Source organism: Chitinophaga sp. 01L420, assembly GCF_056399985.1.
Genome location: NZ_JBFTSK010000002.1, coordinates 366,802 through 391,444, shown reverse-complemented (window position 1 = coordinate 391,444; position 24,643 = coordinate 366,802). Strand labels below are relative to the sequence as shown.

The window sequence follows — 24,643 nt, the reverse complement described above, 5'->3', positions numbered from 1 at the left end:
TTATGAAATTACTCTGTTACAGCTTTTGTCTGTTATTTGCGCTCCCCCTAATGGCACAAACAGCCGTAGACTCTTCACAACTGATGAAGGACATACGCACGCTTTCTGCAGATAAATTTGAAGGCCGTAAAGCCGGCTCCCGCGGCAGCCGCATGGCACAGTTTTACATCATCGACCGCTTTAAGAAATCAGGCCTTGCTGCCTACCACGACACCTACGAATATTCATTCTATTTCCAGGAAGGGGATAAGAAGATAATGGGCACTAACCTGTACGGCTATATTCCTGGTAAGTTAAGTACCGTAATAGTGATCTCTGCACATTATGACCATCTGGGTATAAAAGCCAATGCCAATAGCACCGATTCAATCTATAACGGAGCAGACGATAACGCTTCCGGTGTAGGTGGATTGCTGGCGATGGCAGCGTACTTTAAAAAACATCCTCCCCGTTATACCCTGATCTTTGCTGCACTGGATGGAGAAGAAGAAGGCCTGCAGGGCGCGAAGGCTTTTGTAGCACAACCTCCTGTACCAGTCACGCAAATCCGCCAGAACATTAATATGGACATGATTGCCCACAACGACAAAAACGAATTGTATGTATGTGGTACGTTTCAATTTCCTGACACAAAGAAATATATTGATGAGATAGCTGCTCATAGCGGCGTGCAGCTAATTGCCGGTCATGATAAGCCGGATAGCGGCGCAGAGGACTGGACCCGGCAAAGTGATCAGTACGAATTCTTTAAACAAAAAATCCCCTTCCTGTACTTTGGTGTAGAAGATCATCCTGATTATCATCATGCATCGGATGAGTATACACGAATTAATCATTCCTTCTATTACAGGGCAGTGCAGACAATTTTAGATGTAGTGAAAAAGATGGACAGTGATATGCCAGAGAATAAATATAGTGGGGCAAAAACAATGTAGTGGTTTTACGGATGCAGCCATTTTTTCCGTAGAAGTATTACGCGATAAAATGGCTGCATCCGCAAACAGTTTCCTATTTTTTGAATGTTTGAATCATGCCTTTAAAGTGAGTGGCATCCAATCTGTTAGCCGATGTACGGGCTAATCTGTTCCCGATAATTTTGGCGGAACGTCCCAGAGATGCAGCCGGTACGCCCATATCTACCAGTGAAGCCCGCAGCAAAGGATCTGCTAAATTTCCCCAGTCAGTAGTGTAGTCATCATCTGCCAAAACCTGTGGTTTTAAACCAGTGAAATAATCTCCTTCACCAGCGGCATTTTTAGTCTGAAAATTCACCGCGTACATGTCATAGCTACCAAAGGAGATGCTGATGAATCCAACAGGTTTGCCGTAAGTCGTATCGCCCACCAGTTTGGTTGTCATGGCTGGTTTCAGCACATTATACAGCATTTCGCTGGCAGACACCGTATTTCTTGTTACCAGGAAGTTGATCTTATTCAGTTCCAGTGCGCCTTCTTTTTGGAATTTAGCTGTTTTATATGTGGTGGCTTCCGCATAGAAAATATCTGTCCAGTTACGGGTAGGATAATAAGGGAGGGCCTTCATGTTTCTGAAATAACTACTGTAGTTATTGGTATTCACGTTGTTATTAAAATATTGGGAATACATCTCTGTATTCGATTTGGCAGCGGGCACCAGTTTGTTGGCCAGGTATTCGGCTGTTTCCAGCAGTCCGCCGCCATTGTACCGCAGGTCAATAATAACCTGTTTTACGCCTGCTTTCGCAAAGGAATCAAAGGTGGTATCGATCGCTGTTTTTACATCTGCCAATGCGAGGAAGTTGTTGAAAACGAAATAGCCGATTTTGGTACCATTGAAATCATATAAATGGGAATAAAGAACAGGGTTCACTTTGTATTCGGCCGCGGTTAACGTGTTTTGCTGCGGCGTGTTATCTGGTTTGAGAAAGCCAAAGGTCGCACTGGCGCTGGCAAAAGCATTATTCAACAGTTCATCCGTTGTGCCGTCGCCATATTTAAAACTGGTAACACCATTTACAGCAGTCAGTTTCCATCCGCGTTTGATGCCGGCTTTGTCTGCCGGAGAGCCGGGATATACATACACTACATACAAGGTAGTTTGGGTCTGATAGCCTACTTCAAAGCCTATATCACCTGCAATTCCTTGCTGGAGTACCCGGGAGGTACCTCCGTTATCCAAAAAGCTGTATCTGTCCAGGAGGTTGTTGGCATTATCTTTTTTATAGGACATTAAAGCTTTAAACATCGCCTTGGGCGTTGAGTAGCTGTTGGGTTTGAAAGTGCCCGAATCAGGCAAAGCATCCGTCCACAGGTAAATGTCTTTGGAGATAAAGAAGATGCTGTCATTAATACTTTTCGCCGAACCGTTATTATTGTCATCGGGATTCCGGTTCCGGCCGCTGTTATTGTCCTTGTTACAGGCGGACAGCAGAAAGAGCATAAAAAGGCCTGTGGCCAGTGTTGGGTAAAATTGGCTAGATCGCATGTATTCCTGTTTTGTGCAGTATAACCGGTATGGCTAAACGCAAGGGCATAGATATTTCGGTTCGGTTCTAAAAGCTCATCTTTTCAATACCCAGTTCTTCAGGCAGTACGCCATTATTTCTAAGGCCTACATTCACTTTGTCCCGCCAGCGTAGTTGGGCCGCCGGATTCAGGCCGTGATTGGTTTCCTGGTCAAACTTGTATTGTAGCCGGTTCATTTCCCGGAATGATTGAAGATACTGATATTGTATGATACTATCATAGTCATCGCGGTTAAGGGCCGTTTGCCGGAGCTTTTGTTTGAACCGTTCTACCACCAGCCGGGTGATGTCGAAATGGAGTTGTTCATGGGCCAGTGCGTAGCTGCTTTTGGCATCCGCTCTTACCCAGGACGCGCTTTTTATGAAAAACACCTGCAGGCGCAGGGTAATGCGCAGGGTATCATTTACCAGGTTACTATTGCCATCGTAGGCAAAGCTGGTATAGGCCACTGCGGCGCTGGGTCCGGAAGGTGATGGTTTAGCCAGGAAATCATCCCACTGCAGTTTTCTATCAGGGGCATAAAAAATGGTATCTGAAACAGGGGAGGTGACGTCTTGTTTTTCCTCAAAATTCAGCTGTATTACGGTATAATGGCGGTGTTTCTCCGGAGAGGAACCCGGATGTTTGTGCCCGTGGGGCAGTAACAGCAAGCACAGTATAGCGGTGTTGGGTAGCATTGGTAAAATAGACCGGACTAAAATTACTGTAATGCCCGGCTATCTGTTTCACTGCGGGAAAATTTGGCGATTCTATAACATTTCTCCTGGTGGTTTTTGACAATGATTTCCGGCAAAAACGGGCTTTTTTCCGTAAATTACTTCCGACCAAAACAATCGCACTATGTACGGCGGTGGATATATTTTCGATGAACCCAACAGGAAACAGTTGAGGGAAGAAGAACAGCACGATGAGCCTGAAAAGCTCGCTGCATTTGAGGAACGTATTGCCAAAGGCGAAAAGATAGAACCTGGCGACTGGATGCCGGTGGAGTATCGCAGACAGTTGATACGCCTGATTGAACAACACGCTCACTCTGAAATTATTGGCGCATTACCGGAAGGCACGTGGATTACCAGGGCGCCGGGATTTAAGCGTAAACTGGCGTTAATAGCCAAAGTCCAGGATGAAATAGGCCATGGACAATTACTCTATAATGCCGCTGAAACACTGGGTAAATCCAGGGAGGCTATGATCAATGATCTCCTTAGCGGAAAATCAAAGTATTCTAACGTATTTAATTACCCGGCTGAGACGTGGGCGGACGTTGCGGTGATTGGATTTCTGATAGACGCAGCTGCTATTGTTAACCAGGTAGCCAATGCAAAAGGTTCTTACGGCCCCTATTGCAGGGCGCTGGAACGCATTTGTTATGAAGAAAGCTTCCACCTGAAACAAGGCCATGATGCTTTCATTGAACTGGCTACTGGTACGCCGGCACAAAAAGCCATGTTGCAAGATGCGCTGAACCGCTGGTGGCAGCCTATTATGCATTTCTTTGGTCCTCCCGATAAAACGTCGAGCCACAGTGAAAAACTGATGCAGTGGAAGGTGAAAATGGCCAGCAATGACGATATGCGCAATCAGTTCCTGGAGTCTTATGTTCCTAAAATATGGGAACTGGGAATGACATTGCCGGATCCGGCGCTGAAGAAAAATGCGGAAAGTGGTAAATGGGAATATACCGATCCGGACTGGGATGAGTTTTTCCGGGTCATCAATGGTGGCGGACCATGTAATGCAGAGCGTTTACAGGTGCGTAAATGGGCGGAAGAGCAAGGACGCTGGGTACGCAAGGCATTAATGAGACCCACTGAAAAAAGGGCCTTGCCGGTAGCATAGCGCATCTATTTTACTTTTTAAAAACCACTCAATAATTCATGTCGAACGATTCTTTAGATCCCCGCGTAAACAGGCTGAAACTCGGCGAAGCGGGAGAAGTAGTGAAAGTGGAGGAGGGGGAGAACTGGAATGTATACGAAGTATTTCACCAGGAAAAAAGGGGGGCACACCATGAACACGTAGGTTGTGTACATGCTCCGGATCCACAACTGGCGCTGGTATTCGCCAAAGAACAATTTGCCCGCCGCAAGAAATGTGTAAACCTCTGGGTGGTAAGAAGTGCGGATATACTTGCATTTGATGTGGAAGATGAAGATATGTTTGCCAACAATATGGAGAAAACTTATCGTGATGCCAGCGGATTTAAAGTGATGGAGAAGATCAATAAATTCAAACAATCCAAATGATTAATAACGCAGCAATAACGGATCTGATCATAAAAATGGCCGATGATGAACTGATTCAGGGACATCGGAATTCTGAATGGACAGGGTTAGGACCTGTGATGGAAGAAGACATTGCTTTTTCTTCTATGGCGCAGGATAAAATAGGCCATGCCTGGGCTTTGTACCGTATACTTCATGAAGATCTGGGGGGCGAGCATCCCGACAAGTTCGCGTTTTTGCGACCGGAGAAGGAGTTTAAGTCGGCCCACCTGGTGGAAATGCCGAATGGTGAATATGACTTCAGCCTGATACGTCATTTTCTGTTTGACCACGCTGAAACAATACGATACGAAAGTTTGCAGGACAGCAGCTTTGAACCATTCCGGCTACTCAGCAAAAAAGTAAAAGGTGAATTGAAATATCATACACTGCATGCCAATGCCTGGCTGATGCAGCTGAGCAATGCAGGAGAGGATAGCTATATCCGTATGCAGCAATCGTTGAATGATGCTATTGCATTGGCGGCCGGCCTGTTTGAAGTATCACCGGCACATGAAGCAGCCCTGATAGCAGACAAGGTATATCCCGGCGAAGTAGCACTCTATCATCGCTGGATGGATCGTATTTATCCGGTGTTGGTAAAGGCATCCCTGAATATCCCCGACATCAAAGACATTACACCCGTATTTGGTGGCCGGCAAGGTTTTCATACGGAACACCTGCAGCCATTGCTGAAAGAAATGAGCGAAGTGTTTAACCTGGATGCGGAGGCCAGCTGGTAAATAATGTCTCCCAAAATAACAATAGCAGCAGTATATGAATCGCTGGAGCATGTGATGGACCCGGAAATACCGGTGTTAAGTGTCATGGACCTGGGCATGATCACTGATGTGGATCTGGGTAGTACCGGCGTACACATCAAAATGATTCCCACTTTTGCTGCCTGTCCGGCAGTGAGTTATATTCAACATAATATAAAAACAACACTCGAAAGTGAACTCGGCATCGCCGTAAGTGTTGAAGTAGATAAACAAGTGCATTGGCAAAGCAACCGGATGACGCCTGCCGCCAAAGAAAAGTTGAAAAACTTTGGTATAGCGCCCCCGCAGGTATTGGCCGGAGAAGTGAGTGCAGAGCTCATGCTGGAGGTTCCCTGTCCGCATTGCGGCAGTCAGCAAACCTACCTGCGCTCTCCTTTTGGGTCTACACTTTGCCGGGCTATCCATTTTTGCAAGGCCTGCGGACAAGTGTTTGAGCAGTTCAAACCACTGGAATAAGCCTTATTTCTATGTTCCCGCTTTAAATACCTATTTTTACACGCATTATTGATGTCGCCATTGGCAATTTATACGATGAAACATGAGAATAGGCTTGTATTTTGGGTCTTTTAATCCTATACACACGGGGCATTTGATCATTGCCAATTACGTAGCGTACAATACTGACCTTGATAAAGTATGGCTGGTGGTTTCTCCGCATAATCCGTTGAAACCCCAGTCGGCGCTGTTAAATGAGCATGACCGCTTCCACCTGGTGGAACTGGCGATCAAAGATGAGGTGCGGCTGCGCGCCAGCAATATCGAGTTCTCTTTACCCAGACCATCTTATACTGTAGATACCCTGACTTACCTGGAGGAAAAATTCCCTACTCAGGAATTTGCTATCATTATGGGAAGTGATAGTTTTCAGAATTTACCCCGTTGGAAGAATTTTGAACAGATTGTAAAGAACTATCCTATCTACGTATATCGCCGGCCCGGACATGAGATTACAGACACTTTCGGGGCAGAAGTAGAAATACTGGAAGCACCTATGCTGGATATCTCGGCAACAGATATACGTAAATGGATAAAGGAAGCGAAGTCCGTACGGTTCATGGTGCCGGACAATGTTATTCATTATATCAATGAGAATAATTACTACCGTTAATGATCGGTATTTTTTGGTTCCTTCTTTTGGGCGGCCAGGTCTCTTCTTTTTACCACAAACTCATTCCCGTAAATTTCCAGTAGGAGGATAAACATTGAGATAAGTAAGGGGCCGAAGATCAGGCCGATAAAGCCAAACAGACTAACGCCTATGATTACACCGAAAATAGTAATCAGCGGGTGTACATCAGCAATTCGTTTCGCTAACAGCATACGGGCAATGTTATCGGAAGTACCCACTACTCCAAATCCGTATACCAGTATCGCAATACCCTGCCAGGTGTTGCCTACCGCCAGCAAATAAACACCCAATGGCACATATACAGCCGCCGCACCAATCACTGGCAACATGGCCGTAAAACAGGTCACTACAAACCAGAAAAAAGGCTGCGGAATTCCAAAAATCAGATAGCCGATGAGGGAAATAATGCCCTGTACGATTGCAATAAGCGGAATGCCTACGGCGTTCGCAATTACCAAAGTGTTGAACTCTTTACCCAGTCTTTCCACATTTTTATCTTTCAGGGGGATATATTCATACAGGTTCTCTTCCATTTTCCGGCCATTTACCAGCATAAAAAAGAGAATAAAGTACATCATCGCAATAGCAGTAAGGGTATTAAAGGTGGCGCCCAGGAAGCCCGGCAGCACTGCTGTTAAATTTTCCTGGAGTTTCTGCAACCGCTCATTGGTCATTAAGCTGAAGCCCAGACTCTCTTCCAGTCTGGCATTGGTTTGTTTAAGACTGTTGATCAGCTCTGTAGAGTGATTGGCTGCATAGGCTATTTTGGCTGTGAGCATGTTAATCAGCATACCAACAGGCAGCAGGATGATGAGAAAGGAGAGCACCATCATCAGTGTAGCAGCAAGGCTTTTATTCCATTTTCTTTGCTCTGTTAGTCTGAACATCCATTTCCGGCAAATGACGTACAGGGTTACTGCGCCAAGAAAGCCGGGGAAAAAGGTAAACATCTCCATAAAAAGGAGAATGCCCAGGAAGAGGATCAGGAGTAGAAAACCAATTTGTTTAAGACGGTCATTGTCAAGATAGCTCATAGTACATAATATCGTGTAATTATCTGGTATGTCAAAAAGCAGACCGGTTGGGGGGCTATGATGCTTTTATGAGCAGTAAACAAAATTACGCAGTGCTTGTTCTTAAAGCGGAGGTTTAACATTTTAGATTGTGTAACTTCCATTTATGGAATAATGTTTGTTGAATCGCTAGTACGAAAAGAAAACCTAATTTATAACATCTTTAAAACCTTAGTTATGAGTACAAGTTCCAAAGCCGTTGTTTCATTTATTGTAGGTGCAGCCGTAGGAGTTGCTGTAGGTTACTTCCTGAATTCAGATAAAAAAGATGAACTGGTAGAAAAGCTCAGAGACCAGTCTGATAAGCTGAAAGAAAAATGGAGAAAGAAAAAAGATCAATTTCAGGATGAGTTAGAGAACGAGTTGGCGTAAACCCCATTTGAATAAATTTATTTGCATGGAAGATAATTTCGGCAACTACTTTAACCAAACGGGAAAAGTAGCCAGGGAATACCTGGAAACCAGACTGGACCTGATTAAGCTCCAGGCAGCGGGAAAGTTATCGAAAGCATTGGGATTGTTTTTCTCATTGACGATGGCTTTCCTGCTGTTCTTTTTTGTGATTGTGTTCCTCGGCATGGTAGTGGGCTTCTGGATCGGTGAAATGACCGGTAGTTTTACGATCGGATTTGGCTGCGCGGCAGGCTTATTTGTCTTATTATTTCTTATTATCCTGTTGTTCCGTAAGCAGCTGATACAAAGACCGCTGGCTAAGCTATTGATAACAGAGTTGGTGGATGAGATTACAGATAACGATGAACAGTCCAATCATATTCATAATCAACGTACAAGGGGGCAGCAGCCGGTTGATCCGGGCTATGTTCCTGACGATGAAGCAACCGAAAACACCGCAAAGGGATAATCAATGCTAAACGTTTACACATGCGTAAGAAAATAAACAGCTTCGAAACACTGGAGTTGGAAATTGCCCGTTTAAAAATGCGCTCCCGGGAACTCGAAAATGAAATGGGCAACCGGGTAGATTATTTTAAGGACAACTATAAAAAGATGGCCCTGAATGCTGTAATCCCCGGTAGCGCCAGACATAGCGGTGCCCTCAACATAGCCATGAATGTGGCTAAGATGGCCTGGGGAAGTGGTAAAGTAAAGAATTTTGCTACCGGGGCATTAATGACAGCATTGGAATTTATTGGTGTTCAACTGGGTATTAACCTGTTTAATAAGGTTACTAAATCCAGGAAGAAGAAGAAAGAGCCTGTGGCAGAATAGGTTATTTTTTGCCGTAGCCTACAATTACTATATCCGCATTTTCAGCGTCAGGTCCCTTGATCTGTCTTTCTGGCGTCCCTCCATATAGCATAAATGCGGCGCGAAGTGAAACGGTTACCGTTTTACCTGCAGGATCAGCAGCAAAAGCAGGTAGTAAGCCAACAACGCGTTTCACCTCATCACCCAAAGCCTCATCAGGGGTAGTTAATACTTCTACATCTGTGATAGCTCCGCTGGGTTGTATTTTGTATTGCATAGTTACAGTACCCACCTTGTTGTTGTCATGACTAACTCTTGGATATCGCGTGTTCTTCGCGATTGTTTTTCTATATGCCTCCTTTCCACCGGGAAAGCGATTCAGGAAAGTAGAATCAGAAGTTACTCCTTTCACACTACCATTGCTTTCTGTTAACGCCAGGTTGATGAGGCTTCTTGGGAAATTTTTGCCTGCTATTTCTCCAATACCGCTTTCTTTTTCACCAAAGTAGAAGAAAAAGGGATTAATAGGACCCTGGTCCAGTGTTTCTCCCAGCGTACTGCGCTTGGTATCCTGTGCCACAAACCGGATGCTGATGATTTCACCGGTTGCATTACGTTTCAGCACAGGTACGTTAATGGTGATTCCTTTTTCTGCCAATACTTTTTTCATGTCGGCCAGATCATCATCTGAAGTCAGCCGGGTTACCATACCATACAACACTCCTTTTTCAGTGGCCAGGTATTTTTGAGCACCTGATTCCTGGGTGGTAGTGGGAGATGTAGCGGACAAAAGGCCGGCGGTGAGGCCAAGCACGGGCAGTAGCATCAGGTACCGCCAGGCGCGTAAACGCGGAGATTGGGTTTTGTTCATCATAAGTATTCTGTTTTTAATAAATGATTTACTGAAGTGATTTACAATAGCAACGGGACTGCGCGATGTACTGATCTTTATTAAACTGTACTGGTAGGCGGAAGGAGTATTGAAAGTCTGTACGGCGGCATCATCTGCGAGGAATTCCAGGTTTAGCTGCAGGGCTCTTTTGCACATCCAGGCAAAAGGATTAATCCAGCATAAGCAGCAGTAGACAGCCGACAGCAACATATCTGCAGAATGATATTGCCGTACATGTGCTTCCTCGTGGCGGAGTATATGTTGTAACTCCGTAGGTTCGTGTGCGTTAGGATCAAAAAAGATGGTTCGCAGAAAAGAGAAAGGAGCTGTAATACCGCTTATTTGTACATAGCGGATATTGTTTTGTGTATAGCTGTCGCCTGTTTTAGCGAGGCGACTGATTTTTACCAGTTGCAGCACATGTACCAGCAGCAAAAGAATAGCTACTCCTATATATACTGACAACAGCATAGGAACAGCATGTTGTATAATTGGATCCCACCAGTGCTGTACAATGGTAACTTCCCCCATTTGCGTAGCTGCGTATACGTTATTGTTGAAGTAAACCGCTGCAGAAGGACTTTCTGCTACCGGCGTTGTTTTCCACTGCAGGGCCGGAACCGGCAACAGTGGTAGCAGCGCAGAGCATACAAAAGCACTGAGCAACAGGATCCTGTTGTACTGGTAAAAGGTTTCTTTCTTAAAGCATATAATATAAAGGAGATAGAAAAGGGCCATGGATCCTGACGCTTGCAGGATATATAAAAAGAGGGTAGGCATACACGTTATTTTTTATCTTTCTCAATCATCTTTACTAATTCTTTCATTTCGTCCGGACCGATTTTTTCTTCCCTGGCGAAATAAGCCAACATGTTGAGATAGGAGTTATCGAAAAAAGTGTTGAGCACCTTTTTCATAAAAGTATCCTTATAGCTTTCTTTACCGATGGTGGGATAGTACTCGTAGGAGCCACCATATTCATGATGGGCGAGATACCCTTTTTCTTCCAGGCGCTTCATGAGCGTGGCAATGGTGTTGTAATGCGGTTTGGGATCGGGGAGGTGCTCTATTGCATCTTTTACAAAAGCTTTTTCAAGGTCCCATATTACCTGCATCAACTCTTCTTCTTTACGGGATAGTTTTTTCATAACACTAATCTATTACTATTTCTGTAGTTTAAAAACTATTTTTGTAGTATTAAAACTATAAACGTAGTAATTGATTGGATATCAATCAGAAAAAATATTTTATGGTAGTGAATTACCCCCAGACTTTGGTGCCTTCACTACAATTAGCGCAGATATCTATGTTTTTGCGGGTTTCGAGAATCTGACTACGGAAACGGATATACTCTTTATTATGCCATAGTTCCTTGAAGGATTCTTTTTTCAGATCCCCCAGCCGGTGTTGTGCATCTTTGTCAAAGCAGCAGGGAACAACGAGGCCATCCCAGGTAACAACGGGCGAATGCCATAAGCGCCAGCAGTGATTGCTTAACTTATTTTTAATTGCATAGGTGCCGTCTTCGTTACGATGGTAGCGGGAGTATTTATCGATGGTAGGAATTAAGCGGTTGCCTTCTTCATAATCATATACCTGGGCGGTTTTAAACCGTACCTGGTCTACGCCTATTTCTTTGGCCAGTCGTTTAATATCTTCTATCTGGTGCTCATTGGGCTTCACTACCAGGAACTGGAAGAATACAAATGGCTTGGAGGAATTCAGTTCTTTTTTCCACTTCACAATATTTTTAGCACCCTGAATCACCTTATCGAGATGGCCACCTACCCGATACTGCGTGTATACGTCCTGGGTAGTACCGTCAATAGAGATGATCAGTCTGTCCAGGCCGCTTTCTACAGTCTTTTTAGCATTGGCATCTGTGAGATAATGGGCATTGGTGGAAGTAGCGGTATAAATGCCTTTGTCTGCCGCATATTTTACCATATCCAGGAAGCCGGTGTTGAGGTAAGGTTCTCCCTGAAAATAAAAAATCAGGTACAACAGCTCTTTGGAAATTTCATCAATTGTTTTCCGGAAAAAATCCTGTTCCAGCATGCCGGTAGGGCGGGTAAACGCTCTGAGTCCACTGGGGCATTCGGGGCAGCGAAGATTGCAGGAAGTAGTAGGTTCAAAAGAGATGGATATAGGATATCCCCACTGAACGGGCTTGTTAGTCCATTTGCTCATAAAATAGCTTCCCAGTACTTTACCGGCGTTAATACCGCGGCGCAGTGTGAATTTGGAAAACAAATTAAGGGTATCCTTCAGGTTAAAATCGGGCATAAAAAATCACTTGACCGTTGTAAAAGTAGTCCCTTTAAACAAATTATAGCCTATACTTGCTGAAAAAATAGGGCTGTCGGCATTTATTACAGTCACCTTACCCAATTACCCTGCAACTAACTGAAGCAAAGTGAAAAGCATCTGGATCAGATTATTATTAGTAGTAGTGGCCGTACTGGCTTACTTATGGTGGAAAGAGCGTGACAAGGGCATTACCTTTGTGAGGTATGAAGAATTTGGAATAGATATGCCGGTGAATTACAAAATTCACGGTATAGATGTATCTAAATTTCAGAAAGAGATTAACTGGCAGGCAGTAAAGCAGATGCAAGTGGATAAGATTCGTATATCCTTTGCCTTTATAAAAGCTACTGAAGGAATTACCCGGCAGGACGCCTCCTTCCGGCAAAACTGGGACAGAGCGGGCAAGGCCGGACTGATAAGGGGGGCTTACCATTTTTTTTATGCCACCCGTGATCCGTTGAAACAAGCCATTAACTTTCATAACGTAGCGGATCTGCAGTCAGGAGATCTGCCGCCGGTGCTGGATATAGAAACCAGTAATAATCAACCCGCGGCTGTTATCCGCAGCACGGCAAAAATCTGGCTGGAGGAAATGGAAAAAGTATATAAAGTAAAGCCGATCATTTATACTAATATCCACTTCTACGAAACATATCTTGGCAATGAATTTGACCGCTACCCGCTATGGATTGCACACTATTACCAGAAGGAACGGCCCCGTTCAGACAGGACCTGGATGTTCTGGCAACATAGTGACATTGGCAGGGTAAACGGTATCCGTACCACCGTAGATTTTAATGTATTTAAGGGAGACAGTGCTGCACTTGCTAAACTGTGCATACCTTAGTAACGCATATCATTCACTATGGCAGAACGACCAGCAACACCAGGGAATCCGGAAGTACCGGAACCGGAAGATCCTAATAAGATGGATTATGAGTTGTTTCATTTCCTCATAAAAATCATGCGTACGATCTTTATTGGTTTTTTCTGGATGATGATCAACGTATTCTTTGGCCTGTATCTGGGCTTTGCTGTGCCGGAGGAATCTACCCCCGGCAGGATGACCTTTTTCTATTCCTGGTTTGGCATTACACTCGTTGCCTATATCTACTATATATGGCGCGCATGGCGCAAGAAAATGAGTGCACCGTGATTATTGAACAAAACTTCTTTTGCCAAGTTCCATCGTCCAGTTATTATTGTAGAGACCCACACCTATTTCTGTGAAAGCAGGATTCATCATGTTATGACAGTGTTTGGGGCTATTCAGCCAGCCGAGTATCACGGCTTGTTCGTCCATACTGCCAGCAGCAATATTTTCACCATAATAATTCCAGTGATAGCCAGCAGCATCGAGTCTGGCACCCGGCGTGGAGCCATTGGGGGAGTTGTGATCAAAGTATTTATTGATCGCCATGTCTTTGCTATGATCGTAGGCAGCTTTTTCCAATAAACCATTCCAGATAACAGCACCTACCGGTGGCATCTGATCATCTCCACATTTGCAGCCATGGCTGCGTAGCCCATTTACCAGAACGAGTAACGCATTGCGGTCAACCCTGTTTTCTGGTACGATAGAAGTATCTGCCGGCGGTGTTTTGCCAGGCTCATTGGGGGTAACACCTGCTGATTTGGTGCAACTGCAATAGCATATAACGGCCATCATTGAGATAGCAATACGGATAATTTTCCCGGACATAACCAGTAATAAGTTATAGTAAATAGATACCGGGTTCTAAACAGGACTTGGATTAAAACTAAATTGGCTTTAGGAGGAACTTGATTAAAACTACTCTTGGTTGCTCAGAGGTTATGGGTTAAAACATTAACGAGGCTCCAAAGATAGGGTGTAGATATGAGAAATTCATTATAGCTTTTGTAAATCTAATGTTAATCACAACTGCTATATTTCTGCAGGGTGCCGTTGTGTTTCTTTCCCACTGTGAATCAGGCATTTGGGGAAAGGATGCCCCGGACGGAGTTCGCTAAACAGCTTAAAACGGCCGTTTCCGGGGTGGAATAGTCTTTGCAATTCCTTTCATGTAATGAGCAAAAAAATCGGAAGCATTGAACATATTACCGTGTCAGATGAAAATCCTACTTCTTTAAACTAAAGGAGTTTCAATACTTCTTTAATGTTGTGGTGTATATTGGCCATCCTATTCCTGGGATGGTTTTTTTTAGCTGCTATGGTCTGCGATAATTTTCCATTCTCCCTGAATTTTCTTCAATACCAGGCTGAAATGTCCTTCCAGGTCACCGATAGTTCTTTGCAGGTGCCATTTACCAATCAAAAGATATAGGCCAGCGGCCAGGGGCTTGAACTCCAGTAGTTTAAAATCCAGTGTACCCATGGTAGTGGCATCCGGATAAGTTTTCTTGTATCGATCCAGTGTGGCCTGCCAGCCATAGGTAACCCCGTTTTTACCAATAAACAGTAAGGAATCGGAATGCCAGTAGGTTTGCATAAAGCCGTTGATATCCCCTTTATTCCAGGCAGTTGTTTGCGCTGTCATGAGCGCAGTGATTTTTTGCTGGTCGCCTTGCTGGTCGCCTTGTTGAGCCTTCAGGGCCTGCGCCGGCAGCAGTGCCAGAGATGCCAATAGTGTAAGGAACAGAATAAAACGCATGTTAAATTTTTAGCAAAAGATAAACAGTTTTTCCGATGTAACGCAACTCTGATTATAGTAACTTTGCAGCATTATTTTTAGCACATCACTTACAATTATATTTAAAAATCAACAGTTTATGCCCGGATATGAACTATTTGGAGCCGAGGAAAGGAAAGAAGTAAACGACGTACTGGAAACTGGTATCATGATGCGTTACGGATTTGATGGTCCGCGTAAAGGTATCTGGAAAGCAAAAGAGCTGGAACAGGCCATTTGCGATAAACTGAATGTACAGTATACTCAGCTTGCTTCCAGTGGTACTGCCGCATTAACCACGGCGATGGCTGCGCTCGGACTGGGGGCCGGTGATGAAATTATCATGCCCACCTTTACATTCGTTGCCAGCTTTGAGTCCGTATTTTCTGTAGGTGCCATACCTGTGCTGGTAGATGTGGATGATACCCTTACACTGGATCCTAAAGCAGTAGAAGCTGCCATCACCCCCCGTACCAAAGCCGTTATGCCGGTGCATATGTGTGGTGCTATGGCTGATCTTGACGCATTGCAGGCTATCTGTAAAAAGCATAACCTCTTCCTGCTGGAAGATGCGTGTCAGTCTTTTGGAGCCTCTTACAAAGGAAAAGCATTAGGTTCTATCGGTGATGCCGGTACATTCTCTTTTGACTTTGTAAAAACCATTACCTGCGCAGAAGGTGGTGCTATCATTACCAATAATAAAGATATTTATACTAAATGTGACGGCTATAYGGACCATGGTCATGATCACCTCGGCGTAGACCGCGGTGCTGATCTGCATCCGTTTATCGGATACAACTACCGTATTTCCGAACTGCATGCTGCAGTAGGTTTGGCCCAGGTGCGCAAGCTGGACACCTTCCTGGCAATACAACGTAAAACCAAGAAAATATTCAAAGATGCACTGGCTACTGTGCCGGGTGTAACTTTCCGTCGTTTACCGGATGAAGCGGGCGACAGTGCAACGTTCCTGTCGTTCTTCCTGCCGGAAACAGCCCAGGCTGCGAAAGCTGCTGCTGCGATGAAGGCCGCCGGCTTAGCTGCTTTTCATTACTATGATAATAACTGGCACTACATCCGTCAGTGGCAGCATTTTAAAGAGGGAGGTGTATTAACTCCTTTTGCAAAAGAGCTGAAACAAGCCATGGAAGTCTATAAAACAAAAGAATTCCCGGCTTCTGATCTGATCATTGGCAGAAACATTTCCACCCCCATTAACCTGAGCTGGAGTGACGCCGAAATTCAGGAAAGAGCTGAAAAGCTGGTGAAGGCTGTTAAAAGCGCATTATAAAGTTTCCGGCAAAGGCGCGGAGTGGCCATTATTACAAACCACTTCACGCCTTTGCAGATAAAATCAGAAGGCATGAGAAAAATTGCGTTGATACCTGCCCGTTATGGAGCATCCCGTTTTCCAGGTAAGATGATGGCAAAACTGGGTGATAAAACAGTGATTCTGCGTACGTATGAATCGGCTGTAAAAACCGGGGTATTTGATGATGTGATGGTGGTGACAGACAGTGACCTGATCTATAATGAAATTGTAAATAATGGTGGTAAAGCAGTCATGAGCAAAAAAGAGCATGAATGTGGAACCGATCGTATAGCCGAAGCCGTTGTAGACATGGACGTAGATATTGTGGTGAATGTTCAGGGGGATGAACCGTTTACACAAAAAGACCCACTGGAGAAGCTACTGAAGGTATTTGAAGGGGAAGAAGGGAAGAAAGTGCAGGTGGCATCGCTGATGCAGGAACTGAAAGACCAGGCCTCCATTGAAGATCCCAACTACGTGAAAGTAGCGGTAGACAAGCACTCCAATGCATTATTCTTTTCCCGCTCTGTTATTCCTTATCCACGTAATAAAGACGTTAAATCTGTATACTACGAGCATATCGGTATCTATGCTTTCCGTAAACAAACATTGCTGGACTTTACACAAATGCCGGTAACACCGCTGGAAGCAGCAGAGAAAATTGAGTGTTTGCGTTACCTGGAGAATGGTATTCCCATGAAAATGGTGGTAACCTCTTACATGGGTGTGGAAATCGATACACCGGAGGATCTGGAGAAGGCATCAAAACTTTTATAACATCTAACTAACAGGGATATATGAAATTCAGGAATTTTAAAATGGTGGACTACGTAGTTTACGGCAGCGGATGTTTTGATCAGCTGGGCGAAATACTGGCCCCCAGGCGCGTAGGTGATGCTCCCATGATATTTTTCGTGGATGAGTATTTCCAGGATAAAAAGGAATTTTTGGCCCGGGTACCTTTACAGGGAAAGGACAAAATAGTAGTGATTGACGTTACCGATGAGCCAAAAACCAAAACGGTAGACAAGATCCGTGATGAGCTACAAGCTGAATTTGGTACCGTATCCGGTATCATTGGTATTGGCGGCGGATCTGTAATGGATATGGCCAAAGCTGTAGCGTTGATGATGACCAACGTAGGATCTTCTGCCGACTATCAGGGCTGGGACCTGGTAAAGGTAGCGGGTGTGTATAAAGTAGGTATTCCTACTATTTCCGGTACTGGTGCAGAAGTAAGCCGTACCTGTGTGTTAACCGGCCCTACCCGTAAACTGGGTATGAACTCCGATTTCACTCCTTTTGATCAGATCGTACTGGATCCTTCACTGACGAAAACAGTTGAACCTAACCAGCGTTTTTATACCGCTATGGACTGCTTTATTCACTGTGTGGAATCATTGCAGGGTACTTATCTGAATGCGTTCAGTCAGTCTTATGGGGAAAAAGCACAGGAGCTGTGTGAGGAAATTTTCCTGCAGAAAGAAAACTGGGATGATGACGCAGATGAGAAACTGATGATGGCATCTTACGCCGGTGGCATGAGCATTGCTTATTCCCAGGTGGGAGTGGCGCATGCGGTGAGCTATGGACTGGCTTACCTGCTGGGTACCAAACACGGTATCGGTAACTGTATTGTATTTGACAAGCTGGAGGAGTTTTATCCGGAAGGCGTGGCCAAGTTCAAGGAGATGGTGAAAAAGCATAACATTGAAATCCCACAGGGGATTACCAAAGGGCTCACCGATGAGCAGTTTGATATTATGATCAACGTATCACTGGGCATGGCACCGTTATGGGAAAATGCACTGGGTAAAGATTGGAAGGAGATCATGACCCGCGAAAGACTGCGTAAGCTGTACGAGCGTTTATAATCTCTTTAGTATTATTCTGATTTTATTTTGATATAGAAATTAGCGGAGATAGAYGGGTAGATAATACCTGTTTGTCTCCGCTAATTTTTTACAACGCAAATCCAGTGCGTAGAAAAAAGTTATTATTGCTTAAGGAGAAGATTATCATGCTGATACTATTGATTATTTCGGGAATAGGCATTCTTGTGCTGGGTTATTGCCTGTTCACTGCGAAACAGCAACAGAAGGCGCAGGAGGCCATACAGGAGCAGCAATTGCAGCAGCTCAGCGCGGCCCAGGCGAGTTATGCGTCATTACAAACGGGCTATACTGCGCAGCAGGAGAAGTATCACCTGTTGGAAGCCAAGCAGGAGTACCTGCAAAATATGCTGGATGACAAGGCCATGCTGGTGAAGGAGAAGCAGCAGCAACTGGAACGGATAAACGAAGAATTCTCGGTATTGATGTCTGAACAGGGGCGGATGATGGAGCAGAATAAATACCTGCAGCAACAGCTGATGGGGGAAAAGGAAAGGCTGCAGCAGGTGCAGGAGGACTTTAAAGTTCAGTTTGAAAATATTGCCCAGCAGCTATTGCAACGTATCTCTGGTACGTTTATGGAACAGAACAAGGTGAAAATGGATGATGTGCTGAAACCACTATCAGAGAAGATAGATAACTTCCGCAGCAGTGTACAACAGTCACTGGTGGCGGAAACGGCTCAACGTACAGAGTTGAAAAATGAACTGCAACGCCTTTTGCTCCTCAATCAAACCCTGTCGAAAGAAGCCAATAACCTTACCAACGCCCTGAAAGCAGATACGAAGAAACAGGGTAACTGGGGAGAAATGATACTGGAAAGAGTACTGGAAGCATCGGGCCTGGAGAAAGGAGTACATTACTTTACCCAGGATGCGCAACGGGACGAAACTGGACAGTTGAGAAAACCAGACCTGGTATTACAGCTCCCGGAAAACCGGCAGCTGGTGATAGATTCCAAAGTGTCACTGAAAGCCTACGAACAATATTGCAGCGCCGTTAATGAAGAGGATAAAAAATATGCATTGAAAATGCACCTCCAATCGGTAAAGAACCATATCAGTGAATTAAGCGCCAAAGCATATCATACGCTGTATAAAAATACGACCGACTTTGTGATGCTGTTTATCCCCATTGAGCCAGCATATGCATTGGCGATTATGCAGCAGGACGAAGATCTGTACGATTTCGCTTTCCGTAAAAGGATTATATTGGTAAGCGTTCCTTCTTTGCTGGCCACCCTCCGTGTTATTGATAACATGTGGCGACTGGATAAACAGAATAAGAATGCAGAAGAAATTGTACGGCAGGGTAGTGCCCTTTATGATAAATTCGTTGGCTTTGCAGAAGATATGGGCATGATTGGCGCGCACCTGAAACGTAGTCAGAATACATATGACGACGCCATGAATAAGCTGACGTCCGGCAATGGTAATCTCATAGGCCGGGCAGAGAAAATGCGCAAACTAGGCCTGGATAATAAGAAAGTATTGCCTAAAGAAATGACCGCTGATTTATTGTTGCCAGAAGAAGAGCGGATACCAGGGATTCCTGCTGACTTAATGTCGGAAGACGAAGCTGTTTCAGATGCTCCTATGGCGCTCAACGGACAGCAAACTGCCATAACGGAAAACGCTGAACCAGGAGAGGAAACAGAATAGCAGGTGATAAATGACACATAGGCCCTGAAGCAGGAGCAGAAAAGACAAAATCCGCAAACGACCAGCCTCAAAAAAAAGCAGCTTTTTTGAGGACCTAAAAAAATTAAAGCAGCGGATGAAAGCCATTACAACTCCTGCATCATCGAATGTTTCACCTGTTTCGGCTTGTATACGAAACTGAGATACAAAGTAGCCAGTAACGTGATACCTGCAATCACATAAAACGTAAGCGGGAAATTAGTAGACTGGTTGCTATAAATAAATGCAGAAAAATAAGCTCCCAAGCCAATACCCGCCTCCATGGCGATGTACATGCTGGCGAGTGCGCGGCCACGGTGTTCTGGTCTGCCCAGATCTACGGTCCATGCTGTAACAGCCGGAGAGTTGAGCCCTACAGAGATGCCATACACAACAGCGGCGGCCATCAGGAAGTTGCTGCTACCCGCAAGTCCCATCATCAACATAGAACCCGCCATCAGGATAGCAGAAATCTTTAGTACAGGCACCCGCCCGTAACGGTCAGATACCTTACCCGCCACCAAACGAATTCCAATAGAACTGGCTGTGAAAAAAGTATAGAATAATCCTTTATTAGAAACACCCAGGAAAGCACTGAAATCAGGAATAATAGTAAGTATAGCACCATAGCTGAAATAGGTAAGGAAAGTAATGATCACCGGTGACCATACCAGGGGCTCAAAAATTTCATTAGCAGATATCTTCAGCAATGAAAAACGGAAAGGCTGTTTATTAACCAGCGTTTCTTTCATCCCTACCAGTATCACCACAGACAACAATGCAAATACGGCAGATAGCTGGAACATGATGTTAATATTCCATCGTACCGCCACATAGCCGCCAATGGCAGGTCCCATGGCCATGCCAATAGTGCTGAACAAACCGACCATGCCCATGGCTTCCCCACGCCGGGTTACCGGCACCATATCAGACACATAGGCAGATGTGCCGGTAGGCTTAAACCCGGTGGAAAATCCATGAAAGAATCTTAATAACAGGAAAGCCCCTACAGAACTGATGATTGGATACATCAGGCTGCAAACCACACAAACCAGCGAGCCGAAAATCATGACAGGCACACGTCCTATTGTATCCGTAAGCTTGCCGCTGAATGGTCGGGATAGTCCCGCCATTAAAGTAAACAAGCCGATAATATATCCTTTGTAATCCGCACCGCCCATCCGCGTAAGATAAGCAGGCAGCTCAGGGATCATCATATTGAAGCTGGCAGAAAAAAGGGCATTGCTAAGGCAAAGTAGAATAAAATGAAGACTGTAAATTCTCTCTGTCGACTGATACATGCACACAAAATTAGGAACTATGGTACAATTTTAGCAAAGTAATTGGCACCTTCAGGAAACATGAACAAAAACAGGGTAAAGCCTGTTTATATTAACCGGCTGTTAAATCATGACATCCATCATAATAATCTATCTCCCGAAGTTGTAAATTTAAGTAACCAAAAAATTTCAATGATATGAAAATAAACATTGGTGTTTCAGCAGAAAACACAAAGCAAATAGCATTAGAATTAAATAAAGTATTGGCAGATGAACTGGTGATTTATGCTAAAACACGTAATTCTCACTGGAATATAGAAGGTGACAACTTCATGGAAATGCACAAGTTCTATGAAGAGCAATATGAAGAGCTGGAAGAATATGCGGATGAAGTAGCAGAATATATCCGCTCCATCGGTCACTATGCTGAAGGCCGCTACGCAGACGTATTAAAGCTCACCAACCTGTTGGAATCAGAGTATTCCAATAACCAGAAAAAACAACTGCAGGAATTACTCGATGATCACGAAACCATTGTTCGTAATCTCCGCAGACTGATAGATGAATTTGATGAAAAATACAAAGACAAGGGCGCAGCCGATTTTGCAACGCAAATGTTGCAGAAGCACCTGAAGCTGGCCTGGATGATACGTTCCTATCTCAAATAATATCTCATTCATATAAGCAACGTGTTAGCTACAGTAACAAGCTGTAACTAACACGTTTTTAATTTTAAGTAAATGGCTACATTTGTTGTTGTCACCTCTTCATCCCAAAAACAATAACAATGGATAATACAACGAGTGACCTCCGCCTGGCGGTACTGATAGATGCAGATAACATACCTTATCATAACATAAAGGGTATGCTGGAAGAAGTAGCGAAATACGGCAATCCCACTTTTAAAAGAATTTATGGCGACTGGACTAAACCTACCGTGGTAGGCTGGAAAGGTGTGCTGCTGGACTATGCAATTACCCCCATCCAGCAGTATAGCTATACCTCCGGCAAAAATGCTACGGATTCGGCGATGATTATTGACGCCATGGATATTTTATATACTGGTCGTGTAGATGGCTTTTGCCTTGTATCCAGTGATAGCGATTTTACCCGATTAGCCACCCGGTTGCGTGAAGCAGGTATGCGGGTGTACGGTATGGGAGAACAAAAAACCCCCAGCGCTTTCCGGGCAGCTTGTGATAAGTTTATTTACCTGGAAATATTACAGGTCAGGAAGAAAACGGATACAGATACGGATACCGACACTGATTCGGAAAATGAAACCGGCGGCAAACCTAAAACCACCAAAGCAAAGCGGAACAGCATCAGTAAAGCCGATAAACAATTGATTACCCTTCTATCTACCAGCGTGAATGATATTGCGGATGAAGATGGATGGGCTTACCTGGGTGAGTTGGGCAACCTGCTGTTGAAAAAGCAACCAGACTTTGACGCCCGTAACTATGGCTTCAATAAACTGCTGCAGTTGCTGAAGAGTTTTCCCAACTTTGAAATTGATATCCGGGAAAGCGGTAAAAAAACCGGGAAACTAGTGTATGTAAGAACTGTATAACTTATGGCATACAGGAAGATCAGGATCGTTCAGGGCGATATCACTAAAATAAAAGCAGACGCCATTGTTAATGCCGCCAACTCGTCATTATTGGGTGGCGGCGGAGTAGATGGTGCCATTCACAGAGCCGGTGGACCAGCCATACTGGCCGATTGCAGAACCATCGTAGCCCGACAGGGTGGCTGTAAAACCGGCGAAGCAGTAATTACTACCGCCGGGCGTTTACCCGCCCAACACGTTATCCACACGGTAGGCCCGGTATGGAATAACGGGATCCACAACGAAGAAGCATTGCTGGCCAATTGCTATCGCCACTCCCTGGAGCTGGCGTCCCGACATCATTTAAAATCAGTGGCCTTTCCAAACATCAGCACGGGAATTTATCATTTCCCTAAAGACCTGGCAGCGTTTATTGCCATGGACACCGTGGTGAAATACCTGGAATTACATCCGGAAATGGAAGAAGTAATATTTGTTTGTTTCGATGAAGAAAACCTCCGTTATACAGAACAGTACTACAATCAGCATATTCGTCCTGAAGAATAATTTTTCTGCCGTTGATGTAGAATGCTGGCTCCGATCAATCAACCTTTTTTATATTTGAATACGTATTTCGAAACCACCAACCATTAAAAACGAAACAATGAAATTACATCGTCTGATGCCGGTGATAGCCGCTATGGCTTTTACCAGCACGTATGCCGGACCTGTGCCTGCATCCACCCTCGCCGTTATTCAGGGAAAAGCAACCAATGAAAAAGTAAAGAAAATCACGCTTTATGCCGTTAAGGAAGGTCGTAAAGAAGAAGTGGCTACCGCTGCTGTCAATGAAAATCACGCTTTTGCTTTTGCAGTACCTACACCCCAAGAAGGCTTTTATTATGTTTCATCAACAGACACTAAAGGCCGGGATGCCCGCGTGTACCTGAAAGCAGGTGATCAGTTGCAACTGACACTTAACAGTAGCGACTACACGCTACAATCCGGATCTGCCGAAAACAAAGCGTTACAACAATGGGATCAGCACCTGAAAGAAATTATGTTGCCGGCAATCAATATCGACACTGTCACTTTCGAGTCTTATTTCCCTGTGCTTGAAGCCTTTGTGCCTAAAGTTGCTGGTTGGAAGAAAGCGGTGAATACGCCCAACAAAAAATTCAATGACTTGCTGAAATTCCAAATGGATGTAGATATGGAGTATGCTGCCATGTCATTTCTGCTTATGCCGCGCCCCAAGCATCCAACGGTGGAGCAACGGTCTGCTTTTTACCGGCAGATTATCCAGGACAAAAAATATGCTGATGCAAGATTGTTGCAGGATGGAGACGGTGCAAGGATTATCGGCCTTTATTCCACCTTCCATTTGATCACTTTCATGCCTAAAGAAAGGCCGAAAGCATCTGAGGGGCTTCAAAATCTGGTTGCCTTATTTGGTAATGATAGCATCAAAGCAGTGGCCATTACGCAAAGCCTTACGGCCTACAGAACTTTTGAAAAGCTTACAGAGGCAATGGCGCCTGTACAGCAATACCTGGTAACAGATCTGCAGAAAGAGCGTTACCTGGCTTATGAAAAAACCTTACGCCACTTTGCAGCGGGAGAGCCAGCCATTAACTTCTCTGGTGTGGATGTAACGGGTAATAAAGTATCTCTGCAGGACCTGAAAGGAAAAGTAGTGGTAGTAGATGTATGGGCTACCTGGTGTGGTCCCTGCAAAGAAGAAATGCCACATCTCAGTAAGCTGGAAGAGGAAATGGAAGGCAAAAATGTAGTGTTCCTGGGCTGTTCTGTAGATGAAGCCAAAGACAAAGAAAAGTGGATAGATTTTGTGAAGAAGCAGGAAATGAAGGGAACACAGATTTTTATGAGTGGCTGGAGCGATATCACTAAAAGCTACGATATCAAAGGGATTCCCCGTTTTATGGTATTTGACCAGAAGGGCAATATTGTAAGTGTGGATGCGCCACGTCCGTCTGAGCCGGCATTAAAGGCACTGATAGAGAAAACGCTTACGAAAGGATAAAAAGATCTGCTAGCAGCTATACAAAAGGCTTCCCGTTTAAAGGAAGCCTTTTGTTTTATAGTGCGATGTG

At 44.6% G+C, this 24,643-nt stretch carries 28 protein-coding genes; 19 read left to right on the top strand and 9 right to left on the bottom strand.

The window, feature by feature from the left end; translation table 11 throughout:
* The first annotated feature begins 2 nt into the window (after positions 1-2).
* Positions 3-935 (top strand): M28 family peptidase, encoded by a 933-nt coding sequence (locus AC1DP6_RS03395; RefSeq protein WP_477053574.1) that lies wholly within the window; start codon positions 3-5, stop codon positions 933-935.
* Positions 936-1,008: 73 nt separating this feature from the next.
* On the opposite strand, the gene AC1DP6_RS03390 is transcribed toward AC1DP6_RS03395, so the two are convergent.
* Together AC1DP6_RS03390 and AC1DP6_RS03385 are read right to left on the bottom strand one after the other, a co-directional pair.
* Positions 1,009-2,463, bottom strand: coding sequence for a S41 family peptidase (locus tag AC1DP6_RS03390; protein ID WP_477053573.1), 1,455 nt, complete (start codon positions 2,461-2,463; stop codon positions 1,009-1,011).
* A gap of 67 nt (positions 2,464-2,530) precedes the next feature.
* Entirely contained in the window at positions 2,531-3,181 is a 651-nt protein-coding gene (locus AC1DP6_RS03385; protein ID WP_477053572.1) for a hypothetical protein, read from the bottom strand.
* 163 nt (positions 3,182-3,344) lie between these two features.
* On the opposite strand from AC1DP6_RS03385, the gene paaA reads away from it, so the two are divergent.
* From paaA to nadD, 5 genes are all read left to right on the top strand, one after another.
* On the top strand, positions 3,345-4,343 hold the full coding sequence (gene paaA / locus AC1DP6_RS03380) for a 1,2-phenylacetyl-CoA epoxidase subunit PaaA (protein ID WP_441578138.1): 999 nt from the start codon (positions 3,345-3,347) through the stop codon (positions 4,341-4,343).
* 38 nt (positions 4,344-4,381) lie between these two features.
* Positions 4,382-4,750: a 1,2-phenylacetyl-CoA epoxidase subunit B gene (locus AC1DP6_RS03375; protein WP_133807807.1), complete on the top strand. Its 369-nt coding sequence runs from the start codon at positions 4,382-4,384 to the stop codon at positions 4,748-4,750.
* Entirely contained in the window at positions 4,747-5,511 is a 765-nt protein-coding gene (gene paaC, locus AC1DP6_RS03370; RefSeq protein ID WP_477053571.1) for a 1,2-phenylacetyl-CoA epoxidase subunit PaaC, read from the top strand. The genes AC1DP6_RS03375 and paaC overlap by 4 nt, the downstream gene beginning before the upstream one ends.
* Before the next feature lie 3 nt (positions 5,512-5,514).
* On the top strand, positions 5,515-6,006 hold the full coding sequence (gene paaD, locus AC1DP6_RS03365) for a 1,2-phenylacetyl-CoA epoxidase subunit PaaD (protein WP_477053570.1): 492 nt from the start codon (positions 5,515-5,517) through the stop codon (positions 6,004-6,006).
* Positions 6,007-6,088: 82 nt separating this feature from the next.
* A complete protein-coding gene (gene nadD, locus AC1DP6_RS03360) occupies positions 6,089-6,658 on the top strand; it encodes a nicotinate (nicotinamide) nucleotide adenylyltransferase (RefSeq protein WP_477053569.1) in 570 nt (189 codons plus the stop codon).
* Here nadD and AC1DP6_RS03355 read toward each other — a convergent pair.
* On the bottom strand, positions 6,655-7,713 hold the full coding sequence (locus AC1DP6_RS03355) for an AI-2E family transporter (protein ID WP_477053568.1): 1,059 nt from the start codon (positions 7,711-7,713) through the stop codon (positions 6,655-6,657). The genes nadD and AC1DP6_RS03355 overlap by 4 nt on opposite strands.
* Positions 7,714-7,929: 216 nt before the next feature.
* Here AC1DP6_RS03355 and AC1DP6_RS03350 point away from each other — a divergent pair, with 216 nt between their 5' ends.
* The 3 genes from AC1DP6_RS03350 to AC1DP6_RS03340 are packed head-to-tail and all read left to right on the top strand — an operon-like array spanning position 7,930 to position 8,982.
* Positions 7,930-8,124 (top strand): YtxH domain-containing protein, encoded by a 195-nt coding sequence (locus AC1DP6_RS03350; protein WP_166649869.1) that lies wholly within the window; start codon positions 7,930-7,932, stop codon positions 8,122-8,124.
* Positions 8,125-8,149: 25 nt separating this feature from the next.
* A complete protein-coding gene (locus AC1DP6_RS03345) occupies positions 8,150-8,614 on the top strand; it encodes a hypothetical protein (RefSeq protein WP_477053567.1) in 465 nt (154 codons plus the stop codon).
* A 20-nt stretch (positions 8,615-8,634) separates the two neighbouring features.
* Positions 8,635-8,982 carry a hypothetical protein gene (locus AC1DP6_RS03340; RefSeq protein ID WP_441578132.1) on the top strand — a complete coding sequence of 116 codons (348 nt, stop codon included), beginning with the start codon at positions 8,635-8,637 and terminating at the stop codon, positions 8,980-8,982.
* 1 nt (position 8,983) lies between these two features.
* Here AC1DP6_RS03340 and AC1DP6_RS03335 read toward each other — a convergent pair whose 3' ends face one another.
* From AC1DP6_RS03335 to AC1DP6_RS03325, 3 genes are all read right to left on the bottom strand, one after another.
* Positions 8,984-10,633: a M56 family metallopeptidase gene (locus tag AC1DP6_RS03335; RefSeq protein ID WP_477053566.1), complete on the bottom strand. Its 1,650-nt coding sequence runs from the start codon at positions 10,631-10,633 to the stop codon at positions 8,984-8,986.
* A gap of 5 nt (positions 10,634-10,638) precedes the next feature.
* Positions 10,639-11,001, bottom strand: coding sequence for a BlaI/MecI/CopY family transcriptional regulator (locus AC1DP6_RS03330; RefSeq protein ID WP_477053565.1), 363 nt, complete (start codon positions 10,999-11,001; stop codon positions 10,639-10,641).
* A gap of 112 nt (positions 11,002-11,113) precedes the next feature.
* Entirely contained in the window at positions 11,114-12,139 is a 1,026-nt protein-coding gene (locus AC1DP6_RS03325; RefSeq protein WP_441578129.1) for an SPASM domain-containing protein, read from the bottom strand.
* A 130-nt stretch (positions 12,140-12,269) separates the two neighbouring features.
* On the opposite strand from AC1DP6_RS03325, the gene AC1DP6_RS03320 reads away from it, so the two are divergent.
* Both AC1DP6_RS03320 and AC1DP6_RS03315 read left to right on the top strand, forming a co-directional pair.
* Complete coding sequence (locus AC1DP6_RS03320) at positions 12,270-13,010, top strand: glycoside hydrolase family 25 protein (RefSeq protein ID WP_477053564.1); 741 nt, start codon at positions 12,270-12,272, stop codon at positions 13,008-13,010.
* An 18-nt stretch (positions 13,011-13,028) separates the two neighbouring features.
* Positions 13,029-13,319: a hypothetical protein gene (locus tag AC1DP6_RS03315; RefSeq protein ID WP_477053563.1), complete on the top strand. Its 291-nt coding sequence runs from the start codon at positions 13,029-13,031 to the stop codon at positions 13,317-13,319.
* On the opposite strand, the gene AC1DP6_RS03310 is transcribed toward AC1DP6_RS03315, so the two are convergent.
* On the bottom strand, positions 13,320-13,865 hold the full coding sequence (locus AC1DP6_RS03310) for a CAP domain-containing protein (RefSeq protein ID WP_477053562.1): 546 nt from the start codon (positions 13,863-13,865) through the stop codon (positions 13,320-13,322).
* Between the two features lie 481 nt (positions 13,866-14,346).
* Positions 14,347-14,796 carry a YybH family protein gene (locus tag AC1DP6_RS03305; RefSeq protein WP_477053561.1) on the bottom strand — a complete coding sequence of 150 codons (450 nt, stop codon included), beginning with the start codon at positions 14,794-14,796 and terminating at the stop codon, positions 14,347-14,349.
* A 118-nt stretch (positions 14,797-14,914) separates the two neighbouring features.
* Here AC1DP6_RS03305 and AC1DP6_RS03300 point away from each other — a divergent pair, with 118 nt between their 5' ends.
* The 4 genes from AC1DP6_RS03300 (at position 14,915) to AC1DP6_RS03285 (ending at position 19,679) form a co-directional block, all read left to right on the top strand.
* The gene (locus tag AC1DP6_RS03300) at positions 14,915-16,105 is read left to right on the top strand and encodes a DegT/DnrJ/EryC1/StrS family aminotransferase (protein WP_477053560.1); all 1,191 of its coding nucleotides are present in this window, start codon (positions 14,915-14,917) and stop codon (positions 16,103-16,105) included.
* Positions 16,106-16,177: 72 nt separating this feature from the next.
* Positions 16,178-16,903, top strand: a complete 726-nt coding sequence (kdsB, locus tag AC1DP6_RS03295; protein WP_477053559.1) for a 3-deoxy-manno-octulosonate cytidylyltransferase — start codon at positions 16,178-16,180, stop codon at positions 16,901-16,903.
* Positions 16,904-16,923: 20 nt separating this feature from the next.
* A complete protein-coding gene (locus tag AC1DP6_RS03290) occupies positions 16,924-18,000 on the top strand; it encodes an iron-containing alcohol dehydrogenase family protein (RefSeq protein ID WP_441578122.1) in 1,077 nt (358 codons plus the stop codon).
* Between the two features lie 146 nt (positions 18,001-18,146).
* The gene (locus AC1DP6_RS03285) at positions 18,147-19,679 is read left to right on the top strand and encodes a DNA recombination protein RmuC (protein WP_477053558.1); all 1,533 of its coding nucleotides are present in this window, start codon (positions 18,147-18,149) and stop codon (positions 19,677-19,679) included.
* A gap of 125 nt (positions 19,680-19,804) precedes the next feature.
* On the opposite strand, the gene AC1DP6_RS03280 is transcribed toward AC1DP6_RS03285, so the two are convergent.
* Positions 19,805-20,998 carry an MFS transporter gene (locus tag AC1DP6_RS03280; RefSeq protein ID WP_477053557.1) on the bottom strand — a complete coding sequence of 398 codons (1,194 nt, stop codon included), beginning with the start codon at positions 20,996-20,998 and terminating at the stop codon, positions 19,805-19,807.
* A gap of 176 nt (positions 20,999-21,174) precedes the next feature.
* On the opposite strand from AC1DP6_RS03280, the gene AC1DP6_RS03275 reads away from it, so the two are divergent.
* From AC1DP6_RS03275 to AC1DP6_RS03260, 4 genes are all read left to right on the top strand, one after another.
* A complete protein-coding gene (locus tag AC1DP6_RS03275; protein ID WP_477053556.1) occupies positions 21,175-21,645 on the top strand; it encodes a Dps family protein in 471 nt (156 codons plus the stop codon).
* 119 nt (positions 21,646-21,764) lie between these two features.
* Positions 21,765-22,550, top strand: coding sequence for an NYN domain-containing protein (locus AC1DP6_RS03270; RefSeq protein ID WP_477053555.1), 786 nt, complete (start codon positions 21,765-21,767; stop codon positions 22,548-22,550).
* A 3-nt stretch (positions 22,551-22,553) separates the two neighbouring features.
* The gene (locus AC1DP6_RS03265) at positions 22,554-23,096 is read left to right on the top strand and encodes an O-acetyl-ADP-ribose deacetylase (RefSeq protein ID WP_477053554.1); all 543 of its coding nucleotides are present in this window, start codon (positions 22,554-22,556) and stop codon (positions 23,094-23,096) included.
* Positions 23,097-23,193: 97 nt separating this feature from the next.
* Positions 23,194-24,573, top strand: a complete 1,380-nt coding sequence (locus tag AC1DP6_RS03260; protein ID WP_477053553.1) for a TlpA family protein disulfide reductase — start codon at positions 23,194-23,196, stop codon at positions 24,571-24,573.
* Positions 24,574-24,643: the final 70 nt, after the last annotated feature.